This window comes from Hahella sp. NS-SX17 (assembly GCF_057367735.1).
Window position 1 is genome coordinate 6983007 of the sequence record NZ_CM170632.1, and the last position, 25567, is coordinate 7008573.

At 55.4% G+C, this 25567-nt stretch carries 22 protein-coding genes; 7 read left to right on the forward strand and 15 right to left on the reverse strand.

Annotated elements, in window-relative coordinates; translation table 11 throughout:
* Positions 1–200: 200 nt before the first annotated feature.
* Together AC2IBB_RS31425 and AC2IBB_RS31430 are read left to right on the forward strand one after the other, a co-directional pair.
* Positions 201–2873, forward strand: a complete 2673-nt coding sequence (locus AC2IBB_RS31425) for a response regulator (RefSeq protein ID WP_486330572.1) — start codon at positions 201–203, stop codon at positions 2871–2873.
* A gap of 162 nt (positions 2874–3035) precedes the next feature.
* Positions 3036–4661 (forward strand): methyl-accepting chemotaxis protein, encoded by a 1626-nt coding sequence (locus tag AC2IBB_RS31430; protein WP_486330573.1) that lies wholly within the window; start codon positions 3036–3038, stop codon positions 4659–4661.
* Between the two features lie 118 nt (positions 4662–4779).
* Here AC2IBB_RS31430 and AC2IBB_RS31435 read toward each other — a convergent pair whose 3' ends face one another.
* Together AC2IBB_RS31435 and AC2IBB_RS31440 are read right to left on the reverse strand one after the other, a co-directional pair.
* Complete coding sequence (locus AC2IBB_RS31435) at positions 4780–4887, reverse strand: PEP-CTERM sorting domain-containing protein (RefSeq protein WP_127973780.1); 108 nt, start codon at positions 4885–4887, stop codon at positions 4780–4782.
* A gap of 418 nt (positions 4888–5305) precedes the next feature.
* Positions 5306–6199 carry a peptidoglycan DD-metalloendopeptidase family protein gene (locus tag AC2IBB_RS31440; protein WP_486330574.1) on the reverse strand — a complete coding sequence of 298 codons (894 nt, stop codon included), beginning with the start codon at positions 6197–6199 and terminating at the stop codon, positions 5306–5308.
* Between the two features lie 20 nt (positions 6200–6219).
* Here AC2IBB_RS31440 and AC2IBB_RS31445 point away from each other — a divergent pair, with 20 nt between their 5' ends.
* Positions 6220–7194 (forward strand): RMD1 family protein, encoded by a 975-nt coding sequence (locus AC2IBB_RS31445; RefSeq protein ID WP_486330575.1) that lies wholly within the window; start codon positions 6220–6222, stop codon positions 7192–7194.
* A 34-nt stretch (positions 7195–7228) separates the two neighbouring features.
* Here the strand turns inward: AC2IBB_RS31445 and egtD are convergent, their stop codons facing one another.
* Together egtD and egtB are read right to left on the reverse strand one after the other, a co-directional pair.
* Positions 7229–8209, reverse strand: coding sequence for an L-histidine N(alpha)-methyltransferase (gene egtD, locus AC2IBB_RS31450; protein ID WP_486330576.1), 981 nt, complete (start codon positions 8207–8209; stop codon positions 7229–7231).
* On the reverse strand, positions 8202–9497 hold the full coding sequence (gene egtB, locus AC2IBB_RS31455; protein WP_486330577.1) for an ergothioneine biosynthesis protein EgtB: 1296 nt from the start codon (positions 9495–9497) through the stop codon (positions 8202–8204). The genes egtD and egtB overlap by 8 nt, the downstream gene beginning before the upstream one ends.
* Positions 9498–9917: 420 nt before the next feature.
* On the opposite strand from egtB, the gene AC2IBB_RS31460 reads away from it, so the two are divergent.
* Both AC2IBB_RS31460 and AC2IBB_RS31465 read left to right on the forward strand, forming a co-directional pair.
* Entirely contained in the window at positions 9918–10112 is a 195-nt protein-coding gene (locus tag AC2IBB_RS31460) for a DUF6316 family protein (RefSeq protein WP_486330578.1), read from the forward strand.
* Between the two features lie 182 nt (positions 10113–10294).
* Complete coding sequence (locus tag AC2IBB_RS31465; RefSeq protein ID WP_486330579.1) at positions 10295–10750, forward strand: DUF2489 domain-containing protein; 456 nt, start codon at positions 10295–10297, stop codon at positions 10748–10750.
* Positions 10751–10822: 72 nt separating this feature from the next.
* Here the strand turns inward: AC2IBB_RS31465 and AC2IBB_RS31470 are convergent, their stop codons facing one another.
* The 4 genes from AC2IBB_RS31470 to AC2IBB_RS31485 all read right to left on the reverse strand — a co-directional run bounded on the left by AC2IBB_RS31470 (position 10823) and on the right by AC2IBB_RS31485 (position 15904).
* Complete coding sequence (locus tag AC2IBB_RS31470; protein WP_011400010.1) at positions 10823–11074, reverse strand: hypothetical protein; 252 nt, start codon at positions 11072–11074, stop codon at positions 10823–10825.
* Between the two features lie 235 nt (positions 11075–11309).
* Entirely contained in the window at positions 11310–12716 is a 1407-nt protein-coding gene (locus AC2IBB_RS31475; protein WP_486330580.1) for an aminoacyl-tRNA deacylase and HDOD domain-containing protein, read from the reverse strand.
* Positions 12717–12875: 159 nt separating this feature from the next.
* Entirely contained in the window at positions 12876–14942 is a 2067-nt protein-coding gene (gene recG, locus AC2IBB_RS31480; RefSeq protein ID WP_486330581.1) for an ATP-dependent DNA helicase RecG, read from the reverse strand.
* A gap of 23 nt (positions 14943–14965) precedes the next feature.
* Positions 14966–15904: a hydrogen peroxide-inducible genes activator gene (locus AC2IBB_RS31485; RefSeq protein ID WP_486330582.1), complete on the reverse strand. Its 939-nt coding sequence runs from the start codon at positions 15902–15904 to the stop codon at positions 14966–14968.
* A 314-nt stretch (positions 15905–16218) separates the two neighbouring features.
* Between AC2IBB_RS31485 and AC2IBB_RS31490 the strand changes: the two genes are divergently transcribed.
* Entirely contained in the window at positions 16219–17100 is an 882-nt protein-coding gene (locus AC2IBB_RS31490) for a sugar nucleotide-binding protein (protein WP_486330583.1), read from the forward strand.
* A 65-nt stretch (positions 17101–17165) separates the two neighbouring features.
* Here AC2IBB_RS31490 and AC2IBB_RS31495 read toward each other — a convergent pair whose 3' ends face one another.
* The 4 genes from AC2IBB_RS31495 to gmk form a co-directional block, all read right to left on the reverse strand.
* Positions 17166–17552 (reverse strand): RidA family protein, encoded by a 387-nt coding sequence (locus AC2IBB_RS31495; RefSeq protein WP_216737508.1) that lies wholly within the window; start codon positions 17550–17552, stop codon positions 17166–17168.
* Between the two features lie 184 nt (positions 17553–17736).
* On the reverse strand, positions 17737–19866 hold the full coding sequence (locus tag AC2IBB_RS31500; protein ID WP_216737509.1) for a RelA/SpoT family protein: 2130 nt from the start codon (positions 19864–19866) through the stop codon (positions 17737–17739).
* A gap of 161 nt (positions 19867–20027) precedes the next feature.
* Positions 20028–20237 (reverse strand): DNA-directed RNA polymerase subunit omega, encoded by a 210-nt coding sequence (gene rpoZ, locus AC2IBB_RS31505; protein ID WP_011400017.1) that lies wholly within the window; start codon positions 20235–20237, stop codon positions 20028–20030.
* A 49-nt stretch (positions 20238–20286) separates the two neighbouring features.
* Positions 20287–20913 carry a guanylate kinase gene (gmk, locus tag AC2IBB_RS31510; RefSeq protein WP_486330584.1) on the reverse strand — a complete coding sequence of 209 codons (627 nt, stop codon included), beginning with the start codon at positions 20911–20913 and terminating at the stop codon, positions 20287–20289.
* A 228-nt stretch (positions 20914–21141) separates the two neighbouring features.
* Between gmk and AC2IBB_RS31515 the strand changes: the two genes are divergently transcribed.
* Positions 21142–22101: a LysR family transcriptional regulator gene (locus AC2IBB_RS31515; RefSeq protein ID WP_216737511.1), complete on the forward strand. Its 960-nt coding sequence runs from the start codon at positions 21142–21144 to the stop codon at positions 22099–22101.
* Between the two features lie 121 nt (positions 22102–22222).
* Here the strand turns inward: AC2IBB_RS31515 and AC2IBB_RS31520 are convergent, their stop codons facing one another.
* From AC2IBB_RS31520 to AC2IBB_RS31530, 3 genes are read right to left on the reverse strand one after another with little or no spacing between them, the layout of a single operon-like run.
* Complete coding sequence (locus tag AC2IBB_RS31520) at positions 22223–22939, reverse strand: glutamine amidotransferase-related protein (protein ID WP_486330585.1); 717 nt, start codon at positions 22937–22939, stop codon at positions 22223–22225.
* A gap of 16 nt (positions 22940–22955) precedes the next feature.
* On the reverse strand, positions 22956–24119 hold the full coding sequence (locus AC2IBB_RS31525; RefSeq protein WP_486330586.1) for an iron-containing alcohol dehydrogenase: 1164 nt from the start codon (positions 24117–24119) through the stop codon (positions 22956–22958).
* 59 nt (positions 24120–24178) lie between these two features.
* Positions 24179–25567, reverse strand: a complete 1389-nt coding sequence (locus tag AC2IBB_RS31530) for an aldehyde dehydrogenase family protein (protein WP_486330587.1) — start codon at positions 25565–25567, stop codon at positions 24179–24181.

Genomic DNA, 25567 nt, shown 5'->3' on the forward strand with positions numbered 1-25567 from the left:
TGTATGGAAATGCTGATGCGACACAAACGCCAAACTTAATCAGCCTGCCGAGGCGTTAGAAGTTTGGCGGGCTTGCCGCCAGCGCCGAAGGGGCCGAGCGCAGGACAGCCTTTGCTATACTTAGGTCAGTCCGCATTTCGGCGTCGCCGCTGCTGCGCCTGATCCGGCGTGGCGAATAACAACAACCGCGCGTGTGAGTAGTGAAAAGGAAAGCCGAGTTACCGTCCGCACAGAAATCGACCCAGGTGCGCAATGGATACGTGTTGCGCGTAATCGCCTGCATGATCGTTTTGTGCCTGCACATATCAATCTTCAAATTCTCCGGCCACCTGCTGATGTGGGGGCTGATCATTCTGCACACGCTAATATACCCTCACCTGGCTTATTTCTTTTCCGAATCCAAACAGCAGGAGCTGGACAACATACTGGTCGACTCCTTCGCCTATGGCGCCTGTGTCGCGCTGTGGGGATTCAACCCATTGATCACGCTGGCTTTTATCTGCGGCGCCTGGATGACCAACCTGGCCGCCGACGGCGCTATATTCTTTTTTAAAGGCATTGTCGCCAATGTGACCGGCGCCCTGTTGACGGGACTGATCACAGATTTTTATTTCCGCCCCAGCCTGGAGCTGACGCCCACCTTGATCGCCTCCGCTGGACTGTTCGGCTACACCATGAGTCTGGGTATGCTGCTGCATCGCATCAACCTCAAGCTGAATCAAACCAAACAGCGCCTGCTGGAGCAGAAGGAGTCGCTGATCGACATCAGTTCTCTCGCCCATGCGGTCAATACCCATCTCGATCTGGACCTGATCATGGGGCGGGTCATGCAGGCGCTAAGGCGCATCCAGCCCTTCGAGCAGGTTTACATCACGCTGTTTGACGATAATCTGGAACGTCTGGTGCTGGTGAAAAGTTACGGCGACGCGCTGACGGCGCAAGAAGTGAAACAATCGGAGGGATTCACCTTTTTTCTTCCTGAAGACGAGAACAGCATATTCGTCCGCCCTCTGCTGAATGACGAGCCCCTGTTCATTCCTCGCGTACCTCCTCCCGACGCCACCACTTCTAGAGTCGACAAGCGCCTCTATGACTTTCGCGCCCCCATTTCCATCGCCTATTTTCCTCTGCACGTCGACAATAAAGTCATTGGCGGCTTCGGCTTTGTTAATTATGCACAGCCTTTGGACCTGGACACCGCAGCCATTGAAAGCATCGCCGAATATCTGGTGCAGGTCGGCACGGCGGTGCGCAACGCCCAGCTTTTCGAGCAGGCCCGCCAGGCCAAGGAGCAGGCCCTCAATGCGCAGCGGGCGGCGGAAGTATCGGAGGCCGCCAAGAGCCGCTTTCTCGCCAATATGAGCCACGAAATACGCACCCCGATGACCGCCATTCTGGGTTATTCCGAGTCGTTGCGGGAAAGCAATCTGAGCCGGGAGGAGCGCAATCAGTTTATCGATATTATCGTACGCAGCGGCCGTCATTTGCTGACGATTATCAACGACATACTGGACCTTTCGAAAATAGAGGCGGAAAAGATCGAGATCGAACGTATGCAGATATCTCTGCCTAACCTGATTGAAGATCTACGCTCCCATATTGGCATGCGCGCTCACGAAAAAGGCCTGACGCTGGATATCACGCCCAAGCTACCATTGCCTTCTCATTTCGAATCCGATCCAACGCGTCTCAAACAAATCCTGTTCAATCTAGGCGCCAACGCCACCAAGTTCACTCACAAGGGAAGCATTCACTTCGGCGTCAGCTATGAGAAAGAGGCCAATCTGCTGCGCTTTACCGTCACCGATACAGGTATCGGACTGGGCCCGGGTGAGCTTCAAAAAATTTTCGAGCCCTTTGTGCAGGCGGACAGCTCCACTACTCGTCAGTATGGCGGCACGGGTCTGGGACTTTATATATCCAGACAGCTGGCCCACATGCTCGGCGGCGAGCTGACAGTTGACAGCTCCCAGGGAGAAGGCAGTCGCTTCAGCGTGACTATCGGCGCCGGCGATTTAAGCCAGACGCCATGGATAAACAGCCTGGAAGAATTCGAGAAAGCCCGCCAGCGCCTGGAGCTGAACGGCGCCGCCTGGAGCGCGCCTCGCCTGCGCGGCAAAGTGTTGCTGGCCGAGGACAACATCGACAACCAGACGCTGTTTCATCGCTTCCTGATGGAAGCCGGCCTCAGCGTCACCCTGACAAGCAATGGCAAACAAGCGGTGGAAGCGGCGGCGACTTCCCGCTTTGATCTGATTCTTCTGGATATCCAGATGCCGGAAATGGGCGGCGACGAGGCCATACTGCATCTGCGCAAAACCAGTCAGACGCCTCCGGTGATCGCATTGACCGCCAATGTCATGCGCCACCAGTTGGATGAATACCGCCAGTTGGGCTTCATTGACTTCATCGCAAAACCTGTCGACCGCCTGCACTTCTATCAGAAACTCCGACTTTACCTGCCCGCCGTTCCAGAGGACCTCACCGGCCGTATCCTGGTGGCGGAGGACAACGATGTGAACCGTTTATTGTTCAAACGCCAGATAGAACGCATCGGACCGGCGCTGACTGTCGTGACAGTGGAAAATGGTCAGGAGGCGCTGGAGGCGGCATTGGCGGAAAGTTTCGACCTGATACTGATGGATATTCAAATGCCGGTCATGGACGGCCTGGAGGCGCTGTGCGCCTTACGCGCTCAAGGTTACACGCAGCCGGTTTACATAATTTCCGGCAATACCGAACCCGCTGATATCGCCACTTACATGGAGTCCGGCGCCCAAGGTTATCTCGGCAAACCCCTGGACCGGAATCAACTCGATCAGCTCCTGCAGGAGCTACTCGGACATTGCGCTGTCGCCGCTCCCCAGGCCTGATACAAGATAAAAAAATGCTCACTCTCCCGCCAACGTTCAACGTTTTGTCATAAAACTGCAACAAACGTGCGACATCCCGCCATAAATAGCAAAAATCCTCTTATATGCTATTACTTTATAGATACATAGCACTCTTCATTCCTACCCTTCCCGGAGACAATCATGCAATGGTTATCCAGAAGTTTGTTTAATCAGCTGTTGGCAGTCGTCACCTTGAGCGGGCTTTTGACCCTGGCCGCGGGCATATTCAGCGCCATCTCCAACGAGCACCGTATCAGCGAACTGGAATTGTCCCTGGCCCAAAATGGAGATCTTCTGCAGGAAGCGAACGAGTCCGTGGCGCTATTTAAAATCCAGGTACAGGAATGGAAGAACGTGCTGTTACGAGGCGGCGAACCGGACAACCTGAAAAAATACTGGGACCGTTTCGTGGAAACAGAATCCAAGGTACAGGCAAAGGTCTCTGCGATAAGGCCGCTGTTGCCGGAAGAATCAATGAAGTCGACGCTGGATCAGTTCATTAACCGACACAAGATCATGGGGCAGGCTTATCGGGAAGGTCTGGCCGAGTTCAAAAACTCCGGCTTCAACCCTCAGGCTGGCGATAACGCCGTGTCCGGCATCGACAGAGAACCGACCAAACTGTTGCAGGAACTGGCGGACAGTCTCAAAGCGCATGTCACTGAGTCTTACAGACGCGCTCATGTTGAATTCAGCAGTAGTTTCGCCTTCTGGAGCATCGTTCTCGCAATTGTCACAGTCACGTCAGCAGTCATCGTGCTATCGCTGATCAATGTGCGCATCGTGCGCCCTACCCGCACCATCATCGACAAAGTCACCAAGCTCAGCCATGGCGAGCTGGGCCATGATTTCTCTTCCGCAAGGCAGGATGAATTGGGAAGACTATCCAACTCCGCCGCTGAATTGCAGAAATTCCTCAGCGATTTCGCCTCCGCCATGGACAAGACAGCCGTTGACCTCAATGAGAACATCATCATTATCACGCGCGCCGCGGACGATATTGTTAACTGCTCACAGGACTCCAACGGCCGCACCATTCACGTCGCCACCGCCATGCAGGAAATGACCGCCGCCTCACAGCAGGTCGCCGAAAACGCCAGCAATGCGGCGGAAGTCGCACACGATACCGATGTGGCGGCGAAAGACGGCATGGAAGCGATGAAACGCGCCAACGACGCCATCAAACGCCTGTCGCAGCAAGTATCGAGCAGTTCGAATACAGTGAAAAAGCTGGCGGAGGACACCAAGAACGTCGGCACAGTACTGAATGTAATCAGAGGTATCGCCGAACAGACCAATCTGCTCGCTCTGAACGCCGCCATTGAAGCAGCCCGGGCGGGCGAACAGGGGCGTGGCTTTGCAGTGGTTGCGGATGAAGTCCGTTCGCTGGCGCAAAAAACTCAGAACTCGACGGCTGAAATCGAATCCATCATAGACAGTGTGCAAAACGGAGCAAAAAATACAGTCTCAGTCATGGAGGCCAGTAACCGCATCACGGATGAATGCAGCGGCTACTTCGCCAGCGCTTCCGAAAAACTCGCCTCAATCAGTGAGGCCATCGCCAAGGTGAACGCATTGAATACCGAGGTGGCCACCGCCTCCGACGAGCAGCTGTCCGTCTCGGAAGATATCGCCAAAAACCTGGAAGAAGTGTCGGAATTGACCGATGAATCTGCGCGCAACGCCACATCCGCCAAGGATAAGATTGGCCGCCTAAGCCATCTCGCCGAGCGCGCCTCGGAACTGTCGTCCCGCCTGCGCCGCTGAGTTCGCCCCTATCCTGAAATTGAATCCGTAGGCCAGGGAAGGTTCACGGAGTACTTTCTTGAAGACAAAAAAAACCCTCTTAACATAATGCTAAGAGGGGTATTCACCGCCAATGAATTTAACCGTGTTTCTTGGATTTCATACCTCGGTAGAGAATGATCGCCAAGAGCGCTATACCATAGAGAGCCAATGTCGCAGGCTCGGGAACAGTTACTATCGGAGGCATATCTCGTTCTCCCAACTGTCTGTATAACACTATTGCTCTACATACTGCACACCCGGGGCCATAAAAACAAAACACCTTTAATAACAGCAAGTTAAAATACAAGAAAAGAAAAGTGAACTAGATCACATGAGAATTTCGAGAAAAAAAGTCGCGGATGAGCCATCAACTGTAAAAATTGCTGACTAGCGGTAATGGGTTGGTCAGCTTTAAATCAGTCTTTCACTTGAATTTGTCTTCTCCTCTTCCATCACGCCAGACAGCAGCGTAAGCCTATTGGCCTAGCCTCACAATCAAAGCCAGCTTGCCAGCAGCCTTTTGTCCTATGCCCAAAATACGCGTAAAAAAAATGGACGCTTAACGTCCATTCTTATACTGCATCTATGTTGGCGCGTCATAAAACTCGACAATGATTAGTTGATTACCAACCAATCATGCGAACTCTCTCCCTAATGGGATAGTCATTACCCTCCGAGTCCTGCATGCGGAAGCGTAGCGACTGCAGGTCCAGCCCGACATTTCTGCGCACCACAAAGTGGAGATGCGGCCCGGTGGAAAACCCTGTGCTGCCAGAGCGCGCCAGGGCCTGACCACGCTCCACCCGGTCGCCGGGACGCACCTGTAAGCTTCCCTGCAAGATATGCGCATACATGCCTGTAGTGCCGTCGTCATGCAGAATCATGACGAAGTTGGCTTTGTCCAGGAAATAGGCGAAGGCGGCGCTGCCGATGGTGTAGTTTTCCTCTACCGCCATCACCACGCCGCCCCGCGCGGCGTGGATATAGCTACCGACTGGCATGGCGATATCCACGGCGTAAGTATTAGGCTCTTCCTTATGCGAGAACTGACCATTGAAGCCCTGGGAAATCACGTAGGACTCCCCGCCAGCGAAAGGCGGTGAGTAAATCGCAGAAGAGTCAGGATTGGCTTCAGGGTCGCCGGGAATGTAGTAGTACTGGTAATCCACCTGCCCCTGAATCTTGAAGTGACGCGTGGAATCCGCGTCCACCAGAATGCTTTCGCGCTGATATTCCCCGGTTTTCCGCACCTGCAACAGAAATTGCACAGGACCCCGCCAGGGATTCACGGCCGTCAGAATCGTGACGTTATCCTCCACTTTAGAAGTGATGGAAGGCTTGTCCTGTGAGCCCCGGGAAGACGTCAGCTTTACCTGTTCATGTTTGCCCTGTTGCGGAGCCTTATCGGTGAAGTGCCAACGACCGCTGGCGTCCTGATACTTATAGACGGTCTGCGCCGCACTGGAAAAAGCGCACAAACAGGCTGCCGCCAGAGTGAGGTAACGAAGGAATTTCAAAGGCGCGGGACTCCGGGTAGATGACTGCTTCAGAACGCATGGCGGCTCGGGTTGAGCGTCCTCAGGAAATATACCAATCCTGGGCTTTTCCGTCCTCTACCTTGTTCACTTTCGTGCTAAGCTCATTGAAGACGGCGCCGCTTCGCGCCCGTTATTCAGCGGGAGTCCGGGAACCGTCATTTTTTGTAAAATCAGGACCTTCGATGTTTCAGGATATCCGTTCTTTGCTTATCCGGGCGCTCTATATTGGCGACCAGATAGACGTTCGTCAGTTGGAAAAAGTAAAAGCCTGCGCCCGCAACCCACTCACTCTGATGGTGGAGCAGGAAGCCGCCTATGTGACTATCTTCCGTTATGGCGTAGTAGTCATGTTTAACGTCAAGCCTCAGGATGAGGCCGCCTTGATGCGGGAAATCATGTTGCACACCAAACGACCGCTGGAAAAGCCGGTCGTGGAAGAGTCTGAACTCTCCATCACCACCACTCCATCCGACACTATCGCCGACAACATCATCAGCGTTTTCGCCCCCACGGTGGAAAAGCTGCAGATCATCGCTGACGTGATGGCGAAGTCCGTGATCCTGGAATTCTACGAGCTGGAGGAAAGCCGTAACCTTGAGCGTATCAGCCCTCTCGCCGAGTTCCTGCACTCTCAAGGCCGCACCGGCGCCAAAACGCAGGAGCTACTGAAACAGATCGGTAAAGTGCTGCTGAATCAGCAAATCATGGTGGGGCGCGTCGAAGTGGGCGAAAAGCCGGACCTGCTCTGGGACTTCCCTGAGCTGGAGCGCTTCTATTTGCGCCTCTCCGATGAGTTTGAAATACGGGAGCGGGACAAGGCCCTGGAGCGCAAAATGGAGATCATTTCCCGCACCTCGCAGACCGTACTCGACATCATTACCGCCAAGCGCAGTCTGCGAGTAGAGTGGTATATCGTCATCCTGATCGTCTTTGAGATACTGCTGACGCTCTACGAGATGTTTTTCACTCATTGATTCATCTAAAACGGGGCCACAAAGGCCCCGTTTCTCAATCCGCCACTCTGACGCCGCCCACATACTGCAGCAGGTGCATACTGTACATATCCTCTTCCGCCAACCATACCCGGCGTGACCGCCAGCCAGCAGACGCCGCCAGATCCTGAAAACGCTCTACGGTGTACTTGTGAGAGTTCTCCGTATGAATGGTTTCGTCTTTTGACAGATGAAAATACTTGCCGCCGACAGCGATAAACTGGTCACACAGGCTGCGCAGATGCATCTCTATGCGACTCTTCGCCTCATTGAAGCGGGCTTCATGGGCGAACTGCTCCAGAGTCAGCCCCGCCCCCAGTTCCTGCTGCATGCGGCGCAACAGATTGAGATTGAACTCTCGCGTCACGCCGCCAGCGTCATCATATGCCTGCAGCAGGATGCGCCTGTCTTTCAAAGTGTCCACGCCAACCAGCAGATAACCGCCTTCCCCGAGCGTACGGCCCACCCGGTATAAAAAACGGCGGGCGTCTTTCGCCTCCAGATTACCGATGGTGGAGCCGGGAAAGAAGCCCATGCGAGGCCCTGTAGTGTCCGGCAGCGGTTGCGCTTCCATAAAATCGCCCACAACCGGCGTCACCGTCAAAGCAGGATAACGCTGGCTCAGATTTTTTACGCTCTCCAACAAAAAGGTTTCAGACACGTCTATAGCGACGAATCCATCGACCCGGGGATGCGCGTCCAGCAGTCGCTGCACCTTCTCGCAGTTTCCACAGCCGAATTCCACGATCTGTCCGATATGCGGCAGCCTCTGCGCCATTTCCTGGGCCACGTAGTCGATCATGCCCATTTCCGTGCGAGTCAGATAGTATTCGTCCACGTCACATATCTGCTCAAACAGCACTGAACCACGCTGATCGTAAAAATACTTGCAAGGCAGCGTTTTTGGCCATCCGGACAGGCCCTGCAAAACGTCCATCAAAAACGCCTCGTCAACGACTTCCTCTTCACATAGTTCCTTAATGACTGGTTCAATCATCTCGCGCCAACCTCACTCCTGTCGCCTGCCAACGTTGATGGGGATAAAAGAAATTGCGATAGCTGGCCCGCAACAACCGCCGCGGAGAGGTAAAGGCGCCTCCGCGCAACACAAACTGACCACACATGAACTTGCCGTTATATTCTCCCAGAGCTCCATCCAAAGGTTTGAAGCCTGGGTAGGAAGAATAGGCGCTCTGCGTCCATTCCCACACATTGCCGAACATATCCGCCAGCGCCTGCCCCTGCTGAGGTCGACTGACAGAGGGGGTCCAGCGCCCCTGGTCCATAAAGCGACCAGGCAATACGCCGCCTGAGTCCCCTTCTTTGGCGATGCCCGCCAAGTAGCTGCGAGCGGCGATTTCCCATTCCGCCTCACAGGGCAAACGCGCCTGAGCCCAGCGGGCATAGGCGTCTGCTTCGAAATAACTCACATGACACACTGGCTCGTCTGGATTAAGCGGCGTCAGGCCATGGGGCGTAAAACGCAGCCAGTCGCCATCGCGCGGGACCCAATACAGAGGGGCGCGCCAGTCCTCCTGCGCCCGCACCGTCCAACCATCGGAAAGCCATAAACTTGGGTTTTCGTATCCACCAGCGTCCATAAACGCCAGCCATTCGCCATTGGTGACGGTTCTGGAAGCCAGACGAAATGGTTCCTGAAATACTTTGTGTCTGGGACCTTCACAGTCGTAGCTGAAGCCTTTGCTAAGCGCGCCGATTTCAAATAAACCGCCGTCGCTGTCGAACCATTCCAGAGGGGCGACGGGCTTGGATTCTGTCTCAAAAGGAAGCGGCGGTTTCCAGGCGGGATAGGCGGAATTGAAGCTGAAAGCATGCAGCATGTCGGTGATCATGAGTTCCTGATGCTGCATTTCATGATGCAGACCCAATTCAACTCGCTGCAGAACTTTGGGGTCTGGGTCAGGCTTACTCAATAGAGCCAGGATATGGCGATCCACATGCTTGCGGTACGCCAGCGCTTCCTCTAGAGAGGGTCGGCTCAGCATACCTCGTCGAGCCCGGGGATGCCTCTCCCCCAGCGCTTCATAATAGGAATTGAAGTAATAGCGAAAGTCGTCGTCCATACGTTCATAACCGCTCATGAACGGGGCGAGGATCAGTTCTTCGAAAAACCAGCTGGTATGGGCGAGATGCCACTTGATAGGGCTGGCGTCAGTCATGGACTGCAGCAGCATGTCCTCAACGCTTAATCCCTGGATCAGCTCATGGGAGGCGCCTCTGACGGCCGAAAAAAATTCGGCCAGAGTCTCCTTCGTCACCGCCATAGGTTCTATTCCTTGTTCTTGATGGGGTCTGACGTAGGCTGCCCGAACGGCGGATCAGAAGACGGCTGGCGCCGCCCGGTTCACAGCGGAGGTTCGGGTACTGCGAGCTCTCACATCACCATAGCAGACAAATTTCACAAATGCCTGATCAATTAATGCTCTTCCCTAGGGTCAGGACGTCGGCCGCCCAAGCCCGTGGGACCGGGGCTGCAGACTCTAACGCCTTTAAAATTCAGCGCGTCCCGCAAAAACCCATCCGCTCCCTCCTTCCGCACTAAATGCGCATATATACCTGCACATTCACGAAAACAGATTCTATTATAGCCAATAAGTCTAATAATAGATCAAAAAACAACCTATTCTTAAAATAGGTTCTTATGGCCATTCCCTCGTAGTCCAAGCAGTAAGAGGTAGCAGGCTATGAAAGTACGCGCAGGCGAAGCTGAACGTTCCTGGTTCCGTAGCGAGCGATTCATTCATACTTCTGACGGGTGGTATTTCATGACACGGGAAAACACCCAGGAAGGTCCTTTCCGATCCATCACCGAAGCTGAAAATGAATTGGCCATGTACATACGCCTGACTGATCGGGAAGACCAGTTCTCAGGGGTCTGAACAAGATATCCAAGTCCTCTTCCCCAACATCTTGCCGCCCCGGTATGACAAAATAATGTCCCTGGCCGCAGTCGGCCCGAGGCGGGTATCATTTTGCCGCCGAATCGCCAATAATCTGCATCTTGACCATGCCGGCGCGAGCCGGCGTCCGCGCGAATTGAATACCTACCGGAATTGCCCCGATGCCTGCTTATTTACAATGGATGCTTATCTTGGTCGGTCTGGCCGTTTGTCTGTTTCTGGGACGCTATATCCGCCGCCAACTCTATATACTGCGTGAACAACGCCGCCAGGAAACCGAACAGCAAAGCCGCACAGAAGCTAATCGCACCCACGCTATTGAAAGCATCATCGTGCTGGCTCGCTGCATCCTGTCAGATCAAGTGGAGCTATCGGAGGGCAGCATTCGTATAAAAGTGCTGCTCGACGCCGTTGACCCCAGTCTGCATGAACAAGAGCCTTACGCCATTTTCAGCAAGATGTATAAAGAAACCGAACACATGCCTACCCATGGCGCACGCAAGGAAGTGGACAAACGTTTCCTTTTCAAGCTGGATAAGCAACGCTGGGATTTAGAGGAGAAATACCGAGAGCAGATTCTCAATGCCTCCAGAGCGATTCTGGAGCATCCATTCTGAGGTCAGGCGCTTTACCAATAAAGGCCCCGTAAAACGGGGCAAAAGGACTAAAGTCTCTGGGGTTTACACTAGTCAATTCCAGAGCTTCGGAGGAACCACGCCTCGGGACACAAGTTCTTTAATCAGTTCAGGCTCCAGTTCATGCGCGAACTTGCGGAAATATTTCTGGATGATAATGTCAGACGATTGCGATGACTTGGTAATAAGCTCCATGCGCGAACTTTCTTCAGAAAGCCGGTACCGTTCACCAAATCGACGGCGAAACTGATACTCCAACTGTTGTAAGTGGTAGATGCTGGCTTGATTGAAAATAAGCGCGCCCATGACAGCCCTCCTGTCGGTAAAGTTTATTAAGCGCCTTCGGTAAAGGGTTATGATGTCCGTCCGACAGCCTTGATTGGCGGGCCTTAGGAACGGATCGGTTGGTTGATGGTTCTTAAAGAGCTTACAAATTAACTATAGACACAGTTTTGCAATAATGTGAAACCGTTCACATTATTTTTTCATTCCCGCTTACTTAAAATAACGATTGCGAAGAGGTTGATGCGAAAGAATCGGCTCAGCTGCGCGTGGCTTCCGCCAGATTGTCCGCAAGACTCTTCATATCCTCGGACATGCTCAGCAGTTCCTGCAGTACTTCCTCGGCGCGTTCATGCGTCAGCCCGAGATCATCCCATACGGACTGCGGAGCCGGCTGGGCAGGACCCTCGCCGATGCCGTGTTTACGCAATAACTGTGTGGCGACGAACAACAAATCGCTATAGACCGAATATTCGCCGTTGTAGTAGGGGTTTTTCTGATAGCGTAGCGCGACACAGACTTCTTCCGGCATATTCCACATTTCCATCAGCTTACCGCCCATCTGTTCACGGGTGATGCCTAACAGAAACTGCTCGCAATTCTCCGAATCAACATGCCGGTTGGCTTCGCTGTAACGGCATATCAGCGAAAAGTGAGGCGGAAATACATGCGCTAAAACCAGATAACCAAAGTTGTGCAGCAAGCCGACCAGATAAGCCAGGCCGAATTCAGGACGGCGCTCTTTGGGAATCGCCGTAGTCAGCGCGCCACACAGGGTCGCGGTCCACACCGACTGTTCCCAGTAAGGCGTAAAGCCATCGCCGCGCTCTTCCGGCACTTCCAGCGTTCTGCCCAGCGCCAGCCCCATAGACAGGTTCATAACCAGATCAAAGCCCAGCACTCTCACGATAGCGTCATGCACGGAGCGAATCTTGCCCGGCGCAGCATAAAACGAAGAACTCGCCCAACTGACCACTTGGGCGGACAGACTGGGGTCTGTCTCCACAATGTCCGCTAATTCGGAAATACCGGCTTCCGGGTCCACGCGCAATTTGATGATGCGCTGGGCGGTTTCCGGCAACGGCGGCATTTCCAGGGTATCTTCCAGACGGCGCTGAATACGCAGGCTGGTAAAACTGGAAATAGCCTTGTTAATCTGATCCATGTCTTTCGCCGGATGGTTGTGGTTAACGGCGATTTCGGGCAGACGCACACTGATCTGCATGCTCTTGACCGCTCCCATGGCGGCTTCGAACAGGCGGCGACTCATGCACAAGTATTTATCCTCTTCCGAGGACGGCAGGTAAATCTCTTCCAGCGCGCTCAAACGGGAGTCAATCACTGCTTCACAGCCGGTCAAGTCAGGCAGCGCCGGTACTTCATACCACTGCAGACGCTTACGCAGTTCATCCAGCTCCGCCACAGGCAGCGCTCGTAAACTGCGTCCGGCGCCTTCATTCAGGCGATCCAGATCCAGAATGGTGCTTTCTGGAATCACCGCCTGCAGCACGCCGGTTTCATCATGCAGCATTATGGCCCGCACTCTCGCTTCCGTCGGCGCATCTTTGCCCGTTACCTCACGCACCTTGGCGGCGTCTTCCGCCAAGTCGCCCCTTTGAGTGCTGTAGTCCTCTAGTAAACGCGCCACGGCTGCTGGAACGGCCATATCTCTTATCGCCTCGTATGGGAGAAATAAAATAAACCGGCTTCTTATATCAGGGGGGTTATTCATCATTACTTTAATTGTAGCTTAGCAGGTTTCAGGGGTTCTGCTGGCTTAAGGTATCTTTTGTAATGATTGGTAAAAGATGGCGGCGTGCGCTGTTCAGACTTTACCGTAAAGCGCGCGATGGCCAATCCAGCGGCGAATGAGGGCTTCCGTGACGTCCGCCTTATCTATGACGCTTAACGCCATTTCCTTCACCACTGGCAACCACTGTCGGTCCCGTTGCAGGTCAGCGATGCGGAATTGAATCAAACCAGTCTGGCGGGTGCCGAGCACTTCTCCCGGCCCACGGATCTCCAGATCCTTTTCTGCGATGACAAAGCCGTCGCTGCTGTCCCGCATGACCTGCATACGCGCTTTGCCAGCCAGAGACAGCGGCGGATGATACATCAGCACACAGTAACTTTCGTGACTGCCGCGCCCGACCCGGCCGCGTAACTGATGCAGCTGCGCCAGTCCCAGGCGCTCAGGGTTTTCGATGATCATCAGACTCGCGTTGGGCACGTCCACGCCGACTTCGATAACAGTAGTCGCCACCAACAAGTGCAGACGGTTGTTCTTGAAGTCTTCCATAACGGCGGTTTTCTCCGCCGCTTTCATACGTCCATGCACCAACCCAACACGCAGGTCCGGCAAGGCTTCCGCCAGATTCGCCGCCGTCGCTTCCGCGGCCTGACACTGCAACACTTCGGATTCTTCAATCAGGGTGCATACCCAATAGGCCTGGCGTCCTTCCAGACACACTTTACGCACCCGCTCCACCACATCGTCCCGCTTGATGTCAGGAATGACCGCCGTTACCACGGGTGTGCGTCCCGGCGGTAATTCGTCGATCACCGAGGTGTCCAGATCCGCGTAGGCGCTCATCGCCAGGGTGCGGGGAATCGGCGTCGCGGTCATGATCAACTGATGCGGAGCCTGCCCTGAACGGGCGCCTTTTTCCCTTAGCGATAAACGCTGATGTACACCGAAGCGGTGCTGTTCATCGATGATAGCGAGGCCAAGTCGTGCGAACTCGACTTGATCCTGGAACAACGCATGGGTGCCGATAGCCAATTGCGCTGCGCCGGATGAAATCGCATCCAGCACTTTTTGCCGCTCACTGGCCTTAAGCTTGCCGTTAAGCCACACCACGCTGACGCCCAGAGGCTCCAGCCACTGACTGAGCGTCTTATAGTGCTGTTCTGACAATATTTCCGTCGGCGCCATCAACGCCGCCTGATGGCCCGCTTCAATGGCGCACAGCGCTGACGCCGCCGCAACCACCGTCTTGCCGGAGCCAACGTCTCCCTGCACCAGACGCAGCATAGGGACCATGGCCTTCACATCCTGCTCAATTTCCCCGATGACGCGCTTCTGCGCCCCGGTCAACGTGAAGGGAAGCTGTTCGATGAAACGTTTTTGCAGGGCGCCCGCTCTCAAAGCGGGTGCCGGTTGCGACTGCACTTCCTGCCGCAACTGCAAGAGACTGAGATGATGCGCCAGCAGTTCTTCCGCCACCAGTCGCTGTTGGTTGGGATGGCGGCTCTCCGCCAGCGCCGCCAGATTCGCGCCCACTGGCGGGTGATGCAGGTAGTCCAGCGCCGTATTCAATTCCGGCATCTGATAATGATTGCGTAATTCCTGGGGCAGCCAGTCTTTGATGGGATAGCGACGCATCAGCGTCAGCGCCTGCTGGCACAGATCACGCAAACGTTTCTGCAGCAGACCTTCTGTCGTCGGGTAAATGGGCGTGAGGCGCTGCTCCATTTCCGCCGGCTTTAACTCGTCCACCTGCGTGGTTTCGGGGTGATACATTTCCAGCCCGCTACGGCCGAGCCTCGCCTCACCGTAACACAGGAACTTGCGACCAGGGCTGAAGCGATTCTTCTGCTGCGCGGTAAAGTAGTAAAAGCGCAGGCCAATCTCACCACTATCGTCGCGCACTCGCACCAGCAGGCTGCGTTTGCGTCCCAGCTCGACCCGTGAGTCCACCACCGTCGCTTCAACTTGCGCTGGCATGCCCACTCGCACCTGAGCAACCGGCGTCACTCTGGTGCGGTCCTCATAGCGCAGGGGTAAGTGAAACAGCAGGTCCTGCACCGCATGCAGGCCCAGCTTCGCCAGCTTTTCCGCCAGCGCCGGTCCGACGCCTTTTAATTCCGTTAACGGCTGTTCAATAGACACGCTACCACATTCCCTTCCCGTACCTAGCTTGCGCGCTTTTCAATCACCCGACATTGTCCCGCCGCCAGCGCCACCATATCGATTGCTTTAGGGCGCGGGAATGTCACGCGCCAGGCCAGTCCCACCGTACGATAAGGCGCCGGCGACTTGAACGGGCGCGTCGTCAGCAGACCGCTGGCGTAGCGGTCTTCCCGTACGGCGGACAACGGCAGAACGGTAATGCCAAGGCCGGAAGCGACCATATGGCGAATAGTTTCCAGTGAGCTGCCTTCCGTGATGATGTGCGCTGGCCGATCGCTGCGGGGCGGCTCTTTACCCATACGGTTGAACAGTTCCGGACAGGCGTCCAGCACCTGATCACGGAAGCAATGTCCTGGCCCCAGCAATAACAGGTCATGAGCGGGCAGCATTTCGCTGTCGATTTCGTCGTACTGAGTCAGCGGATGATCTTCCGGCATCAACACAACGAAAGGTTCGTCATACAACGGCAGGGTCACCACTTCCGGCTCATTGAACGGCAACGCCACAATGATAGCGTCCAGTTCGGAGTGGCGTAGTTTTTCCCGTAGAACTGCGGTGTAATTCTCTTCAATGTATAGCGGCATTTGCGGCGCCGCCCGATGCAACTCAGGCATCAGATGGGGAAACAGATAAGGCCCGATGGTGTATATTGCGCCAACGCGCAACGGCTGTGACAACTGATCTTTGCCCGCCTGGGCGATATCCTTGATGACGCTGACCTGATCCAGTACGCGCAAGGCTTGCTCCACCACGCGCTTGCCGGTGTCAGTGACAGTGATGTGGCTCTTGCTGCGCTCGAACAAGGTAACGCCCAGCTCATCCTCCAGCTTTTTCACCGCCACGCTCAAGGTGGGCTGACTGACGAAACAGCGCTCAGCGGCGCGGCCGAAATGCTTCTCTTCAGCCAGAGTGACAATGTAACGCAATTCAGTCAGAGTCATGTGTTTCTCACTATGTTGTTTTCCATCCGTTAAGCGCTCAGTCATCTTTCCGGACGACTACTTATCGGCTCAAATCTTTTTATGGACAGTCGCTGGAACCAGGAGTTCCTGCTTTCCCCAGGAAAAACATTTCAGATCGCCAGAGAATACTCTACCCTGCATCACTGGTTTTCAAGGGGTCCGAATGCGCCAATCTACACGCCCGGCGCGCCGGTTAAGAAAACGCCTCGCAGACTGGCTTAATAGTCTGACCATATTGAACTTTTCGACTTAATAGCCAAGAGCTAGCATAAGCCTGATTGGAGATAGACGCAATGCATCAACCACGCCTGCTGCTACTCGGTTTTGGGGCGCTGAATCGCCAAGTGGCGGCGCGCCTGCAAGACCGTTTTGACATCCTCGCAGTATCGCGCACGCCGCAACAGCCGGAAGGCGTCGCTCATTATGCGCTGGATCTGGAGCGTGATGCTTTGGACGCCCTGCCCGTCGATATCGACGTCGCCATATACTGCCTCACGCCCTCCGCCTTTACGCTGGAGGGCTATGAAGCCGTCTACGTGAAAAGCCTGCAACGCGTTCTGAACCGCCTGCGCAACGGCTCAATCAAGCGATTGTTGTTTGTTTCCTCCACCAGTGTGTATGGCCAGGAAAACGACGAATGGGTCGATGAAGACAGCGCCACGGAGCCTGCCAGTTTCTCCGGCGCCACACTGCTGCAGGCGGAAGCCTTGCTGGCGAACGCCGATATCGCGACGACCGTGGTGCGCTTTTCCGGCATCTATGGCGCTGGCCGCACGCGTTTGTTACAGCAGGCGCTGGATGGGCAGGTCGCGCTCTCAGGCCCCAGCGGATATACCAATCGCATCCATGAACAGGACGCCGTAGGCGTGTTATGTCATTTAGCGGAACTCGCTATGGCCAAGCCGCTGCACCCCTGCTATCTGGCAAGCGACTGCGAGCCCGTGCGAATGCACGAAGTAGCGCAATGGATTCGAGAGCAAGCCTGCTCTCGTGTGGAGTGCGCGCCGGAAGCCGCGCCAGCCCAGCAAAAGCGCCGCGCAGGCAGTAAACGCTGCGCGAACCAACGGCTGATGACCAGTGGCTTTCAGTTCAGCTATCCCACATTTCGAGAAGGTTATGGGGAAATGATTGAGGCTTACATCGCCCAGAACAGTCAGGCGAATAGAAAAGAGTGAAGATCAGACGCTAGCGGGGAAAGCTTCCCGGTCCGGAGCCGGACCGGGGAGAAGAAATCAGCGGATCAGGAAGTCACCATGATGCCGTCCATTTCCACCAGTGAGCCTTTCGGCAACTGGGAAATGCCAATCGCGGCGCGAGCGGGATAAGGCTCTTTGAAATAAGTCGCCATGATTTCGTTGACGGTAGCGAAGTTGCTCAGGTCGGTCAGATAGATATTCAGCTTGACGATATCGCCCAGGTCGCCGCCAGCGGCGCGGCATACAGCGCGCAGGTTATCGAATACTTGCTTGGTCTGTTCAGCGAAATCGCCGCTCACCAGCTCCATTGTCTCGGGATTCAACGGAATCTGACCGGACAGGTATACGGTTTGACCGGCTTTAACCGCCTGGGAGTAGGTACCGATCGCCTTGGGCGCATTTTCAGTCTGGATAACGGATTTATTAGTCATATCTGTTGCCTCATTATTCTCGTTCCGCCGCGGACAACGCCGCCTTGGATATAGTTACCGCCGATACTGTGTTGAAAGAACGGCATCTTACCGGATTTCTCCGGTTTGCGAATACTGTCAGACAGTACTCAGGAAACGGATCAGTTAACAGGATGGATAAGGTTGGCGCGGCGTTCCCGGCCGCTTAGTGTTTCACCCTGGAAATGGAAGTCACCGCCAACAGATGACGCAGGCGTCGCATGACCCGCGCCAGGTGGATACGGCCCTGAACTTTGATGATCAGGCTCACCACGCTGAGACGGGCGTTTTGCTCTTCCACATTGATTTTCTCGATATTGCCGTCGGCCATGGTGACCGCGCTGGCGATTTCAGCGATGACGCCCCGCTGGCGCTCCACTTCGACCCGCAAGGCCACGGAGAACTCATCAGTGATGTTCTTGGCCCAGGTCAGATGGATGCAGTGCTCGGGGTCGTGGAGGAATTTCTTGATCTTGTCGCAGGTTTCGGAGTGAATCATCAACCCCGCGCCGCGATTAATGACGCCGACGATAGGATCGCCGGGAATCGGCTTACAACAGTGCGCCAGATTCAACACCTGACCATCAGCGCCTTCCACCATCAAGGACGGCTTGTTATCGTCCTCGCGATATTCCATATCATGGCTTTCCGTCGGTTCGCCGTCAGACACCAGTTGGCGGGCCACGATATACGCCATGCGGCTGCCCAGCCCGATTTCCTCAAGCAAGCGGTCGAAGCTGCTGGCCTGGTTGTGTTTGAGCACTTTTTCTTTGTGCTGCTCGCTGATGTCGTCAAGTCGTTTGCCGAACGCCTGCAGGTTCTTCTTCAGCAGGCGCCGCCCCAGTTCACGGGATTCGCTCTGACGCTGCTGCTTCAAATAGTGCCGGATGTTGCTCTTCGCCTTGCCGGTGACGACAAAGTTGAGCCACGCCGGGTTCGGCTTGGCGCCAGGCGCGGTAATAATTTCCACCGTCTGACCGCTCTTCAGCGGCATACTGAGTGACGCCAAGTGCTTGTTAATGCGACAGGCCACCGTGGAGTTGCCGATATCGGTGTGTATCGCATAGGCGAAGTCCACCGGCGTCGCCCCGCCGGGCAGCTCCATGATGCGGCCCTTGGGAGTAAAGATGTAGATTTCGTCCGGGAACAGGTCGATTTTGACGTGCTCGATGAATTCCAGAGAGTCGTCCGCCCGCTCGCGCAGCTCCATCAAATCCTTCACCCACTTCTGCGCCCGCATCTGCTGGTTATCCGCCAGGTCGGAAGTGGCGCTCTTGTAAACCCAATGCGCCGCAATGCCGCTGTTGGCGACTTTGTCCATTTCTTCAGTGCGGATCTGGATTTCGATATTGACGTGGGAGCCGAACAGCGTGGTGTGAATGGATTGATAACCGTTGGCTTTGGGCAGGGCGATATAGTCTTTGAAGCGGCCCGGCACCGGTTTGTACATGCCGTGGACCACCCCGAGCGTTCGGTAACAGCTGTCCACGGAGTCGGTAATAATTCGGAAGGCGTATACGTCCATGATGTCATGGAATGAACGTCGTTTGGCCTTCATCTTCTGGTAAATGCTGTGCAGGTGTTTCTCCCTGCCCTGAATGCGCACGGACAGACCGCGCTCCTTCAGTTTGCTTTCCAGCTTGTGCTTGATCTCTTCAATGATCTCGTAATGGGTGCCGCGCAGTTTGCGCACCGCTTCCTGGATATACTTGGCGCGCATCGGGAACATGGCCTGAAACCCGAGGTCTTCAAGCTCCACGCACATGGTGTGGATGCCAAGACGATTGGCGATCGGCGCGTAGATATCCAGTGTTTCCGTCGCAATACGACGACGTTTCTCCGGCTTCAGCGGCCCCAGCGTGCGCATGTTGTGCAGACGGTCCGCCAGTTTCACCAGGATAACGCGAATGTCCTTGGCCATGGCCAAAGTCATCTTTTGAAAATTTTCCGCCTGGGCTTCCGCTTTAGATTTAAATTCAATCTGAGTCAGTTTACTGACGCCGTCCACCAATTCGGCGATGCTCTCTCCAAACTGGCCGCTGAGCGCGTCTTTGGGAATCCCGGTGTCTTCAATGACGTCATGCAGCATGGCCGCCGCCAGACACTGGTGATCCAATTGCAAATCGGCCAGGAGATTGGCCACCGCCAGCGGATGGGTGATGTAAGGCTCCCCGCTTTGCCGGTACTGCCCTTCATGCGCCTGCTCCGCGTAGTAAAACGCTCGCCGCACCACATTGATATGGTGGTTATCCAAATAGGTTTTTAAACGTTCAGCAAGCGCATCAATCGTCGGCACAAGGGACCTTCACAACATAAGCGGTACACAAAATAAAAATGGCGGAGATGAAAAAACCGGACAATCAGCCCAGATTTTTTACAGCTGTATAAATCAATATAAAGATAAAGAGGGGAATTTCAAGAGAGGGTGAAGTCAGGCCCCTTTGCGGGGCCCGGACGTTAGTCTTCGTCTTGCTCAAGCATCTCAGATGTGATGAGGCCTGCAGCGATTTCGCGCAGTGCGACGACAGTGGGTTTATCATTTTCCCACTCGACTTTAGGGTCTTTGCCATACTGGCTGATCTGACGAGCGCGCTTTGAAGCCAGCATGACCAGCTCAAAACGGTTATCTACATGATCCAGACAATCTTCAACGGTTACTCGCGCCATAACACACCCTTTACCAGTGCCAGTTCAGAAAATGACCGCGTAGTTTAGGCTAACTCGACTGGGATGACAACATCCCGCGCAGCTCTGCTTCGAAGCGGATTTGCTGTACGGATAAACGCAGCCGCTCAGCCCGGAAAACGGATTTCAAATCCTCCAGCGCCTGATCGAAGTCATCGTTGAATACAAGATAGTCATATTCCGGATAATGGGAAATTTCATTCGCCGCTTCCTGCAAACGACGCTGAATTACTTCAGCGCTGTCCTGACCGCGAGACTCCAGGCGCTGTTGCAAGGCTTCCAGAGAGGGGGGCAGGATGAAGATGGATTTAGCTTCCGGGCGCAGCTTGCGCACCTGTTGCGCGCCCTGCCAGTCAATTTCCAGGATAACGTCAACGCCTTTCGCCAGGGTCGATTCCACCCAGGCCTGAGACGTGCCGTAGAAATTGCCGAACACTTCCGCGTGCTCCAGGAAATCTCCCGCCTGCGCCTGCGCCAGAAACTCTTCACGGGAGATGAAAAAGTAGTTCACCCCGTTCTGCTCGCCCGGACGCACCTGACGGGTCGTGTGGGAAATGGAGACTTGCGCCAGTTCATCTTCTTTGAGTAAAGCCGACACCAAACTGGTCTTACCCGCCCCGGAGGGCGCTGAAATAATATATAACTGACCTCTGGCCATGAGTTATCCTTCGTTTTTCTGGGTACTGGCGAACAATGATTAAGTAATCCGATCCGTCAACAAATCAAATTAACCAACGCTTTCCAGTTAATCAACAGGCTCTAGTTAACCAGCAATAGTACCAGAGTTGTGATAGGTTGTAGCGGACCTTTGCATTCCGCCCTCGCTCCGTGCAATCCTGCAACAGGCGATAAACGCCTGTGTGCACAACCCTGATTCGTAGAAGTTATGGCAACACGTTTCGGTTTCGACCTCCGCGCTCTGAGTATTTTCGCCCACGTCGCCAAGACCGGGAATATGAGCCACTCCGCTGAGCAGTTGGGAATGACGCAAAGCTCAATTTCCCAGGCCTTGTCCAAGCTGGAGGAGTCGCTGCAGACCCGGCTGTTCGATCGCACGGTCCGTCCCATGGAGCTGACCAGCGCCGGGCGCTTCCTATACGACCGCAGCACCGCTCTGTTGCAGGAAGCGGAGCAGACCAGTCAGGCCATTCTGCAATCGGATTTCGCGCAACTGCGCCTCATAAAGATCGCGTTAACCGATTCCATCGTCACCTCGGTGGGACGATCGCTGCTGGATGCGGTGAAAAAACGCGCCCATGACTGGTCGATCAGCACAGGGCTATCACATCTGCACGGCCATTCCCTGCTATCGCGCAACACCGATATTATTATTTCCGATGACGCCCTGGAGGATTACGCCGACCTGTCCCGTTACCGCATCCTGCGGGAACCGTTCATTCTGGCTCTTCCCAACGACTACAATGGCCCCGCCGATGACCTCAACAAACTGGCGGCGGAGTTGGACTTTGTCCGTTACGGCGCTCATTCCCTTATCGCTCGGGGTATCGAGCGGCATTTGCGCGCGGTGCGGGTGGAGGCTCCAGACAGACTGCAGCTGGATAACTCCTACGCCATTGTCTCCGCCGTGTCGGCGGGTATGGGCTGGACGATCACCACACCTCTGTGTTTATTCCAAAGCGGCATCAAACAGCATCACGTCCAAATCCGCCGTTTGCCCGGCGAACAGCTGTTCCGCTCGATTACTCTGACTGCCCGCAAGGGAGAACTGGGGGACCTGCCCCGGGAAGTCGCTCAGGACTGTATCGCTATATTGAAGCAGGATTTCCTGTCGTTGATGGCGACGGAACACCCCTGGATGATGGAATATCTGACTTTGGGGGATTAAGCCCAGATAAAAAACGGCCGCGCCTGGCGTCGCCCCATGGGACGCTAGCGCAGCCAAAGAGGGTTGAGGGGGAACGCGCAGAGCCAAACTCTGCGTGTTCGATATAAAGAGCAGAGAAGGCTTAACGGGTCAGCCGTCCTCCTGCGAAAAAGTTGATGATCCACTGCATCATCAAACGGTCATCCACCGGCGCAGAGAGAGACGTCTTGCCTTCGCGAATGCGTGGCGCAGGAATACGATCCGTGCGTTTGTCCATCAAGGCGCTGGAGTACGCCTTGCTGAATTCAGGATGCCCCTGCACCGTCATCAGATCAGTACCGTACTGCAACAGGTAGAAGGGACAGAAGGTACTGCTCGCCAGCACTTCCGCGCCTTCCGGCAACTGCGTGATCTGATCTTGATGGCTGACCACCAGGTCCAGGGAAGGCTGATAAGGCTCCATCCAGTTTTTGCGCACGCCAATCTGATTGAAAGACATGCCCACGCCCCAGCCGCGATTGGACTTCTCCACCTGGCCTCCCAGCGCTTTGGCCAATAGTTGATGGCCAAAGCAGATGCCCACAAACTTTTTCTCCGCCGTAGCGACTGCCAGCACAAAACTCTCCAGCTTTTCGATCCACTGCGCGCCGTCATTCACGCCATGACGACTGCCGGTGGTGATGTAGCCGTCGCAGGCGTCGACGGAGTCCGGCAGTTCGCCGTCCATCGCCCGATAGGTGACGAAGGTCCATTGCGGCGCCAGCTCTCCCAGCGCCACTTCAAACATCGCCGGATAATTCCCAAATTCCGGCTGTAATTCCTCCATAACGTCGTCACACTGCAAAATGCCAATTCTCATCCGCCTCTCCCTGTCTTCAAAGACGTCCATGTACAGCGTTTCTGAAGAGTTCGGCGTACTGCCCTGCATCGAACGCAACCGGGTTGCCGCCGGCGGAGGGATCTTCCACCGCCATGGCGCCGACTCGCTCCGCGTCGCTGTCGTCAATGCCGATCGCAGACAAAGCATGTGGAATACCCAGGCTTTCACGCAGCGCCAGCACCCAGTTCAGGAAGCCGTCGAACCCTGGCTCAGACAAGTCCAGATAACGCACCAGACGAGTAATGCGCTCTTCAATCGCCTCGCGGTTCGCCTTAAGCACGTAAGGCATGAGAATCGCGTTGAGCAGACCATGATGCGCGTTGTACAAAGCGCCCAGCGGATGCGCCAGGGCGTGCATGCCGCCAAGGCCTTTCTGGAACGCCGTAGCGCCCATACTGGAGGCGACCAGCATCTGCGTGCGCGCTTCGATATCGGCGCCGTCTGCGACAGCGCGGGGCAGATAGTCTTTCACCAGACGAATGCCTTCCACCGCAATGCCTTCCGCCAGAGGGTGATAAAAAGGCGAACACAAGGCTTCCAGATTATGGGAAAGCGCGTCCATCCCCGTCGCAGCGGTGATGGGCGGCGGCAGGCCGACGGTCAACTCTGGGTCCAGAATCACCAGCGCTGGCAACATACGCGGATGGAAGATAATCTTTTTGACGTGCTTGGCGGCGTCCGTGATCACCGAGGCCCGCCCGACTTCCGAACCTGTGCCCGCCGTCGTGGGCACGGCGACCACTGGGGCCATGCCGGCTTCATTGACCCGCGTCCAGCTGTCGCCGACATCTTCAAAATCCCATAACGGACGATCCTGTCCAACCATCAGCGCCACCGCTTTGGCGGCGTCCAGCGCAGAACCGCCGCCAAAGGCGATGACGCCATCATGGCCGCCGGCGCGATAGGCAGCGACACCCGCTTCCACATTTTCCCCCGTGGGATTGCCTTGAATGTCCGCAAATAGCCCGCATTGCAGCCCGGCGTCACGGCAGAGAACGACGGTGTCCTGCACCATCGGCAAGGATTTCAGACCTGGGTCGGTTATCAGCAGAGGCGACCGCATGCCGAGATTACGACAGAGTTCCGGGAGTTCCCGGATACGTCCGGCGCCGGTGCGGATGGCGGTCGGATAATTCCAATTGGCTTGTAGTGCGCTCATGTACAGTCTCTTTAATACGCTCGTTAAAGTTTTTGTTTCGCCATTGTCTATGACTGGCGTTACAGCATCTTGATATGGAAAGACTTGGGCCGGGTCAGGGATTCATAGCCTAGCTTGGACAAGGTGCAGCCGCGCCCGGAGTTCTTCACGCCGGTCCAGGCCAACGCAGGGTCAAGATAATCGCAGCGGTTGATAAAGAAAGTGCCGGTCTCGACCTGCTCGCCCAGCGCCACGCCTGCATCCAGATCCCGCGTAAAAATAGACGCGGTCAGGCCGAATTCGCTGTCGTTCATCAGCGCCACGGCTTCCTCATCGGACGCCACTTTCTGGATGCCGACAACCGGACCGAAAGATTCTTCGGTCATCACCCGCATGTTGTGATCAACATTGGTCAGCACCTGTGGAGCCAGATAAGGCGTTCCCTCTTTATCCATCTCAAAGTCCGCGGGATTGATATGGGCGACGGCCCCCTGCTCCACGGCTTCGCGCACTTGTCCCCGAACGAATTCCGCCGCAGAAGCTCGCACCAGCGGCCCCAAGGTAGTGTTGGGATCATCGGAGCGCCCCAAACGATAACTTCTGACCAGGGCGACGGCCTTCTCCACAAAGGCGTCGTAAACGGATTCATGCACATAGATGCGCTCGATGCCGCAGCAGGACTGCCCCGAGTTGAAGAACGCGCCATCAATAGTGGTTTCCACCGCGTGGTCAATGTCCGCGTCCGCGCGTACATAGGCGGGATCTTTGCCACCCAATTCAAGACCTACGCCGATAAAACGGCCTGCGGCGGCGCGCTCGACCATGGCTCCGCCTGGGACGGAACCGGTAAACGCGACGTAGTGAATGTTCGGCGAGCCGATCAGCGCTTCCGTATCCGCATGATTCAAATGCAGGTATTGGAATACGCCGTCAGGCAAGCCTGCTTCACGGAAAGCTTCGTCAATGCGCTCCGCGCACAAAGGCGTTTGCGCGGAATGCTTGAGCAGCACGGCGTTGCCGGCCAGGATCGCCGGCACAATGGCGTTAACCGCCGTCAAATAAGGATAGTTCCAGGGCGCAATGACAAAGGCCACACCCACGGGCTCACGTTTGATATAGCGGCGAAAGCCTGGTTTCTCATCCAGCTCTATCGGCGCCAGCGCTTCTTCCGCGACATCGATCATAAAACGGGCGCGCTCTTCAAATCCGCCCACCTCTCCCGCCGCGTAGCGAATGGGCCGCCCCATTTGCCAACACAACTCTGTCGCGATCTCGTCACGCTTGGCGACAAAGGCGTCCACCATCTTGCGACAGATGTCCCGCCGCTGAGCTAACGTGGCGCCCTTCCACTCGCGCTGGGCTTGCGCCGCTTTAGCCGTGGCGGCCGCGATGGCCGCTTGATCAGCGTAGGGACGCTCGACATAGAGAGATCCGTCCACAGGGGACCAAGTCTTCTGCATAGTGCTCAT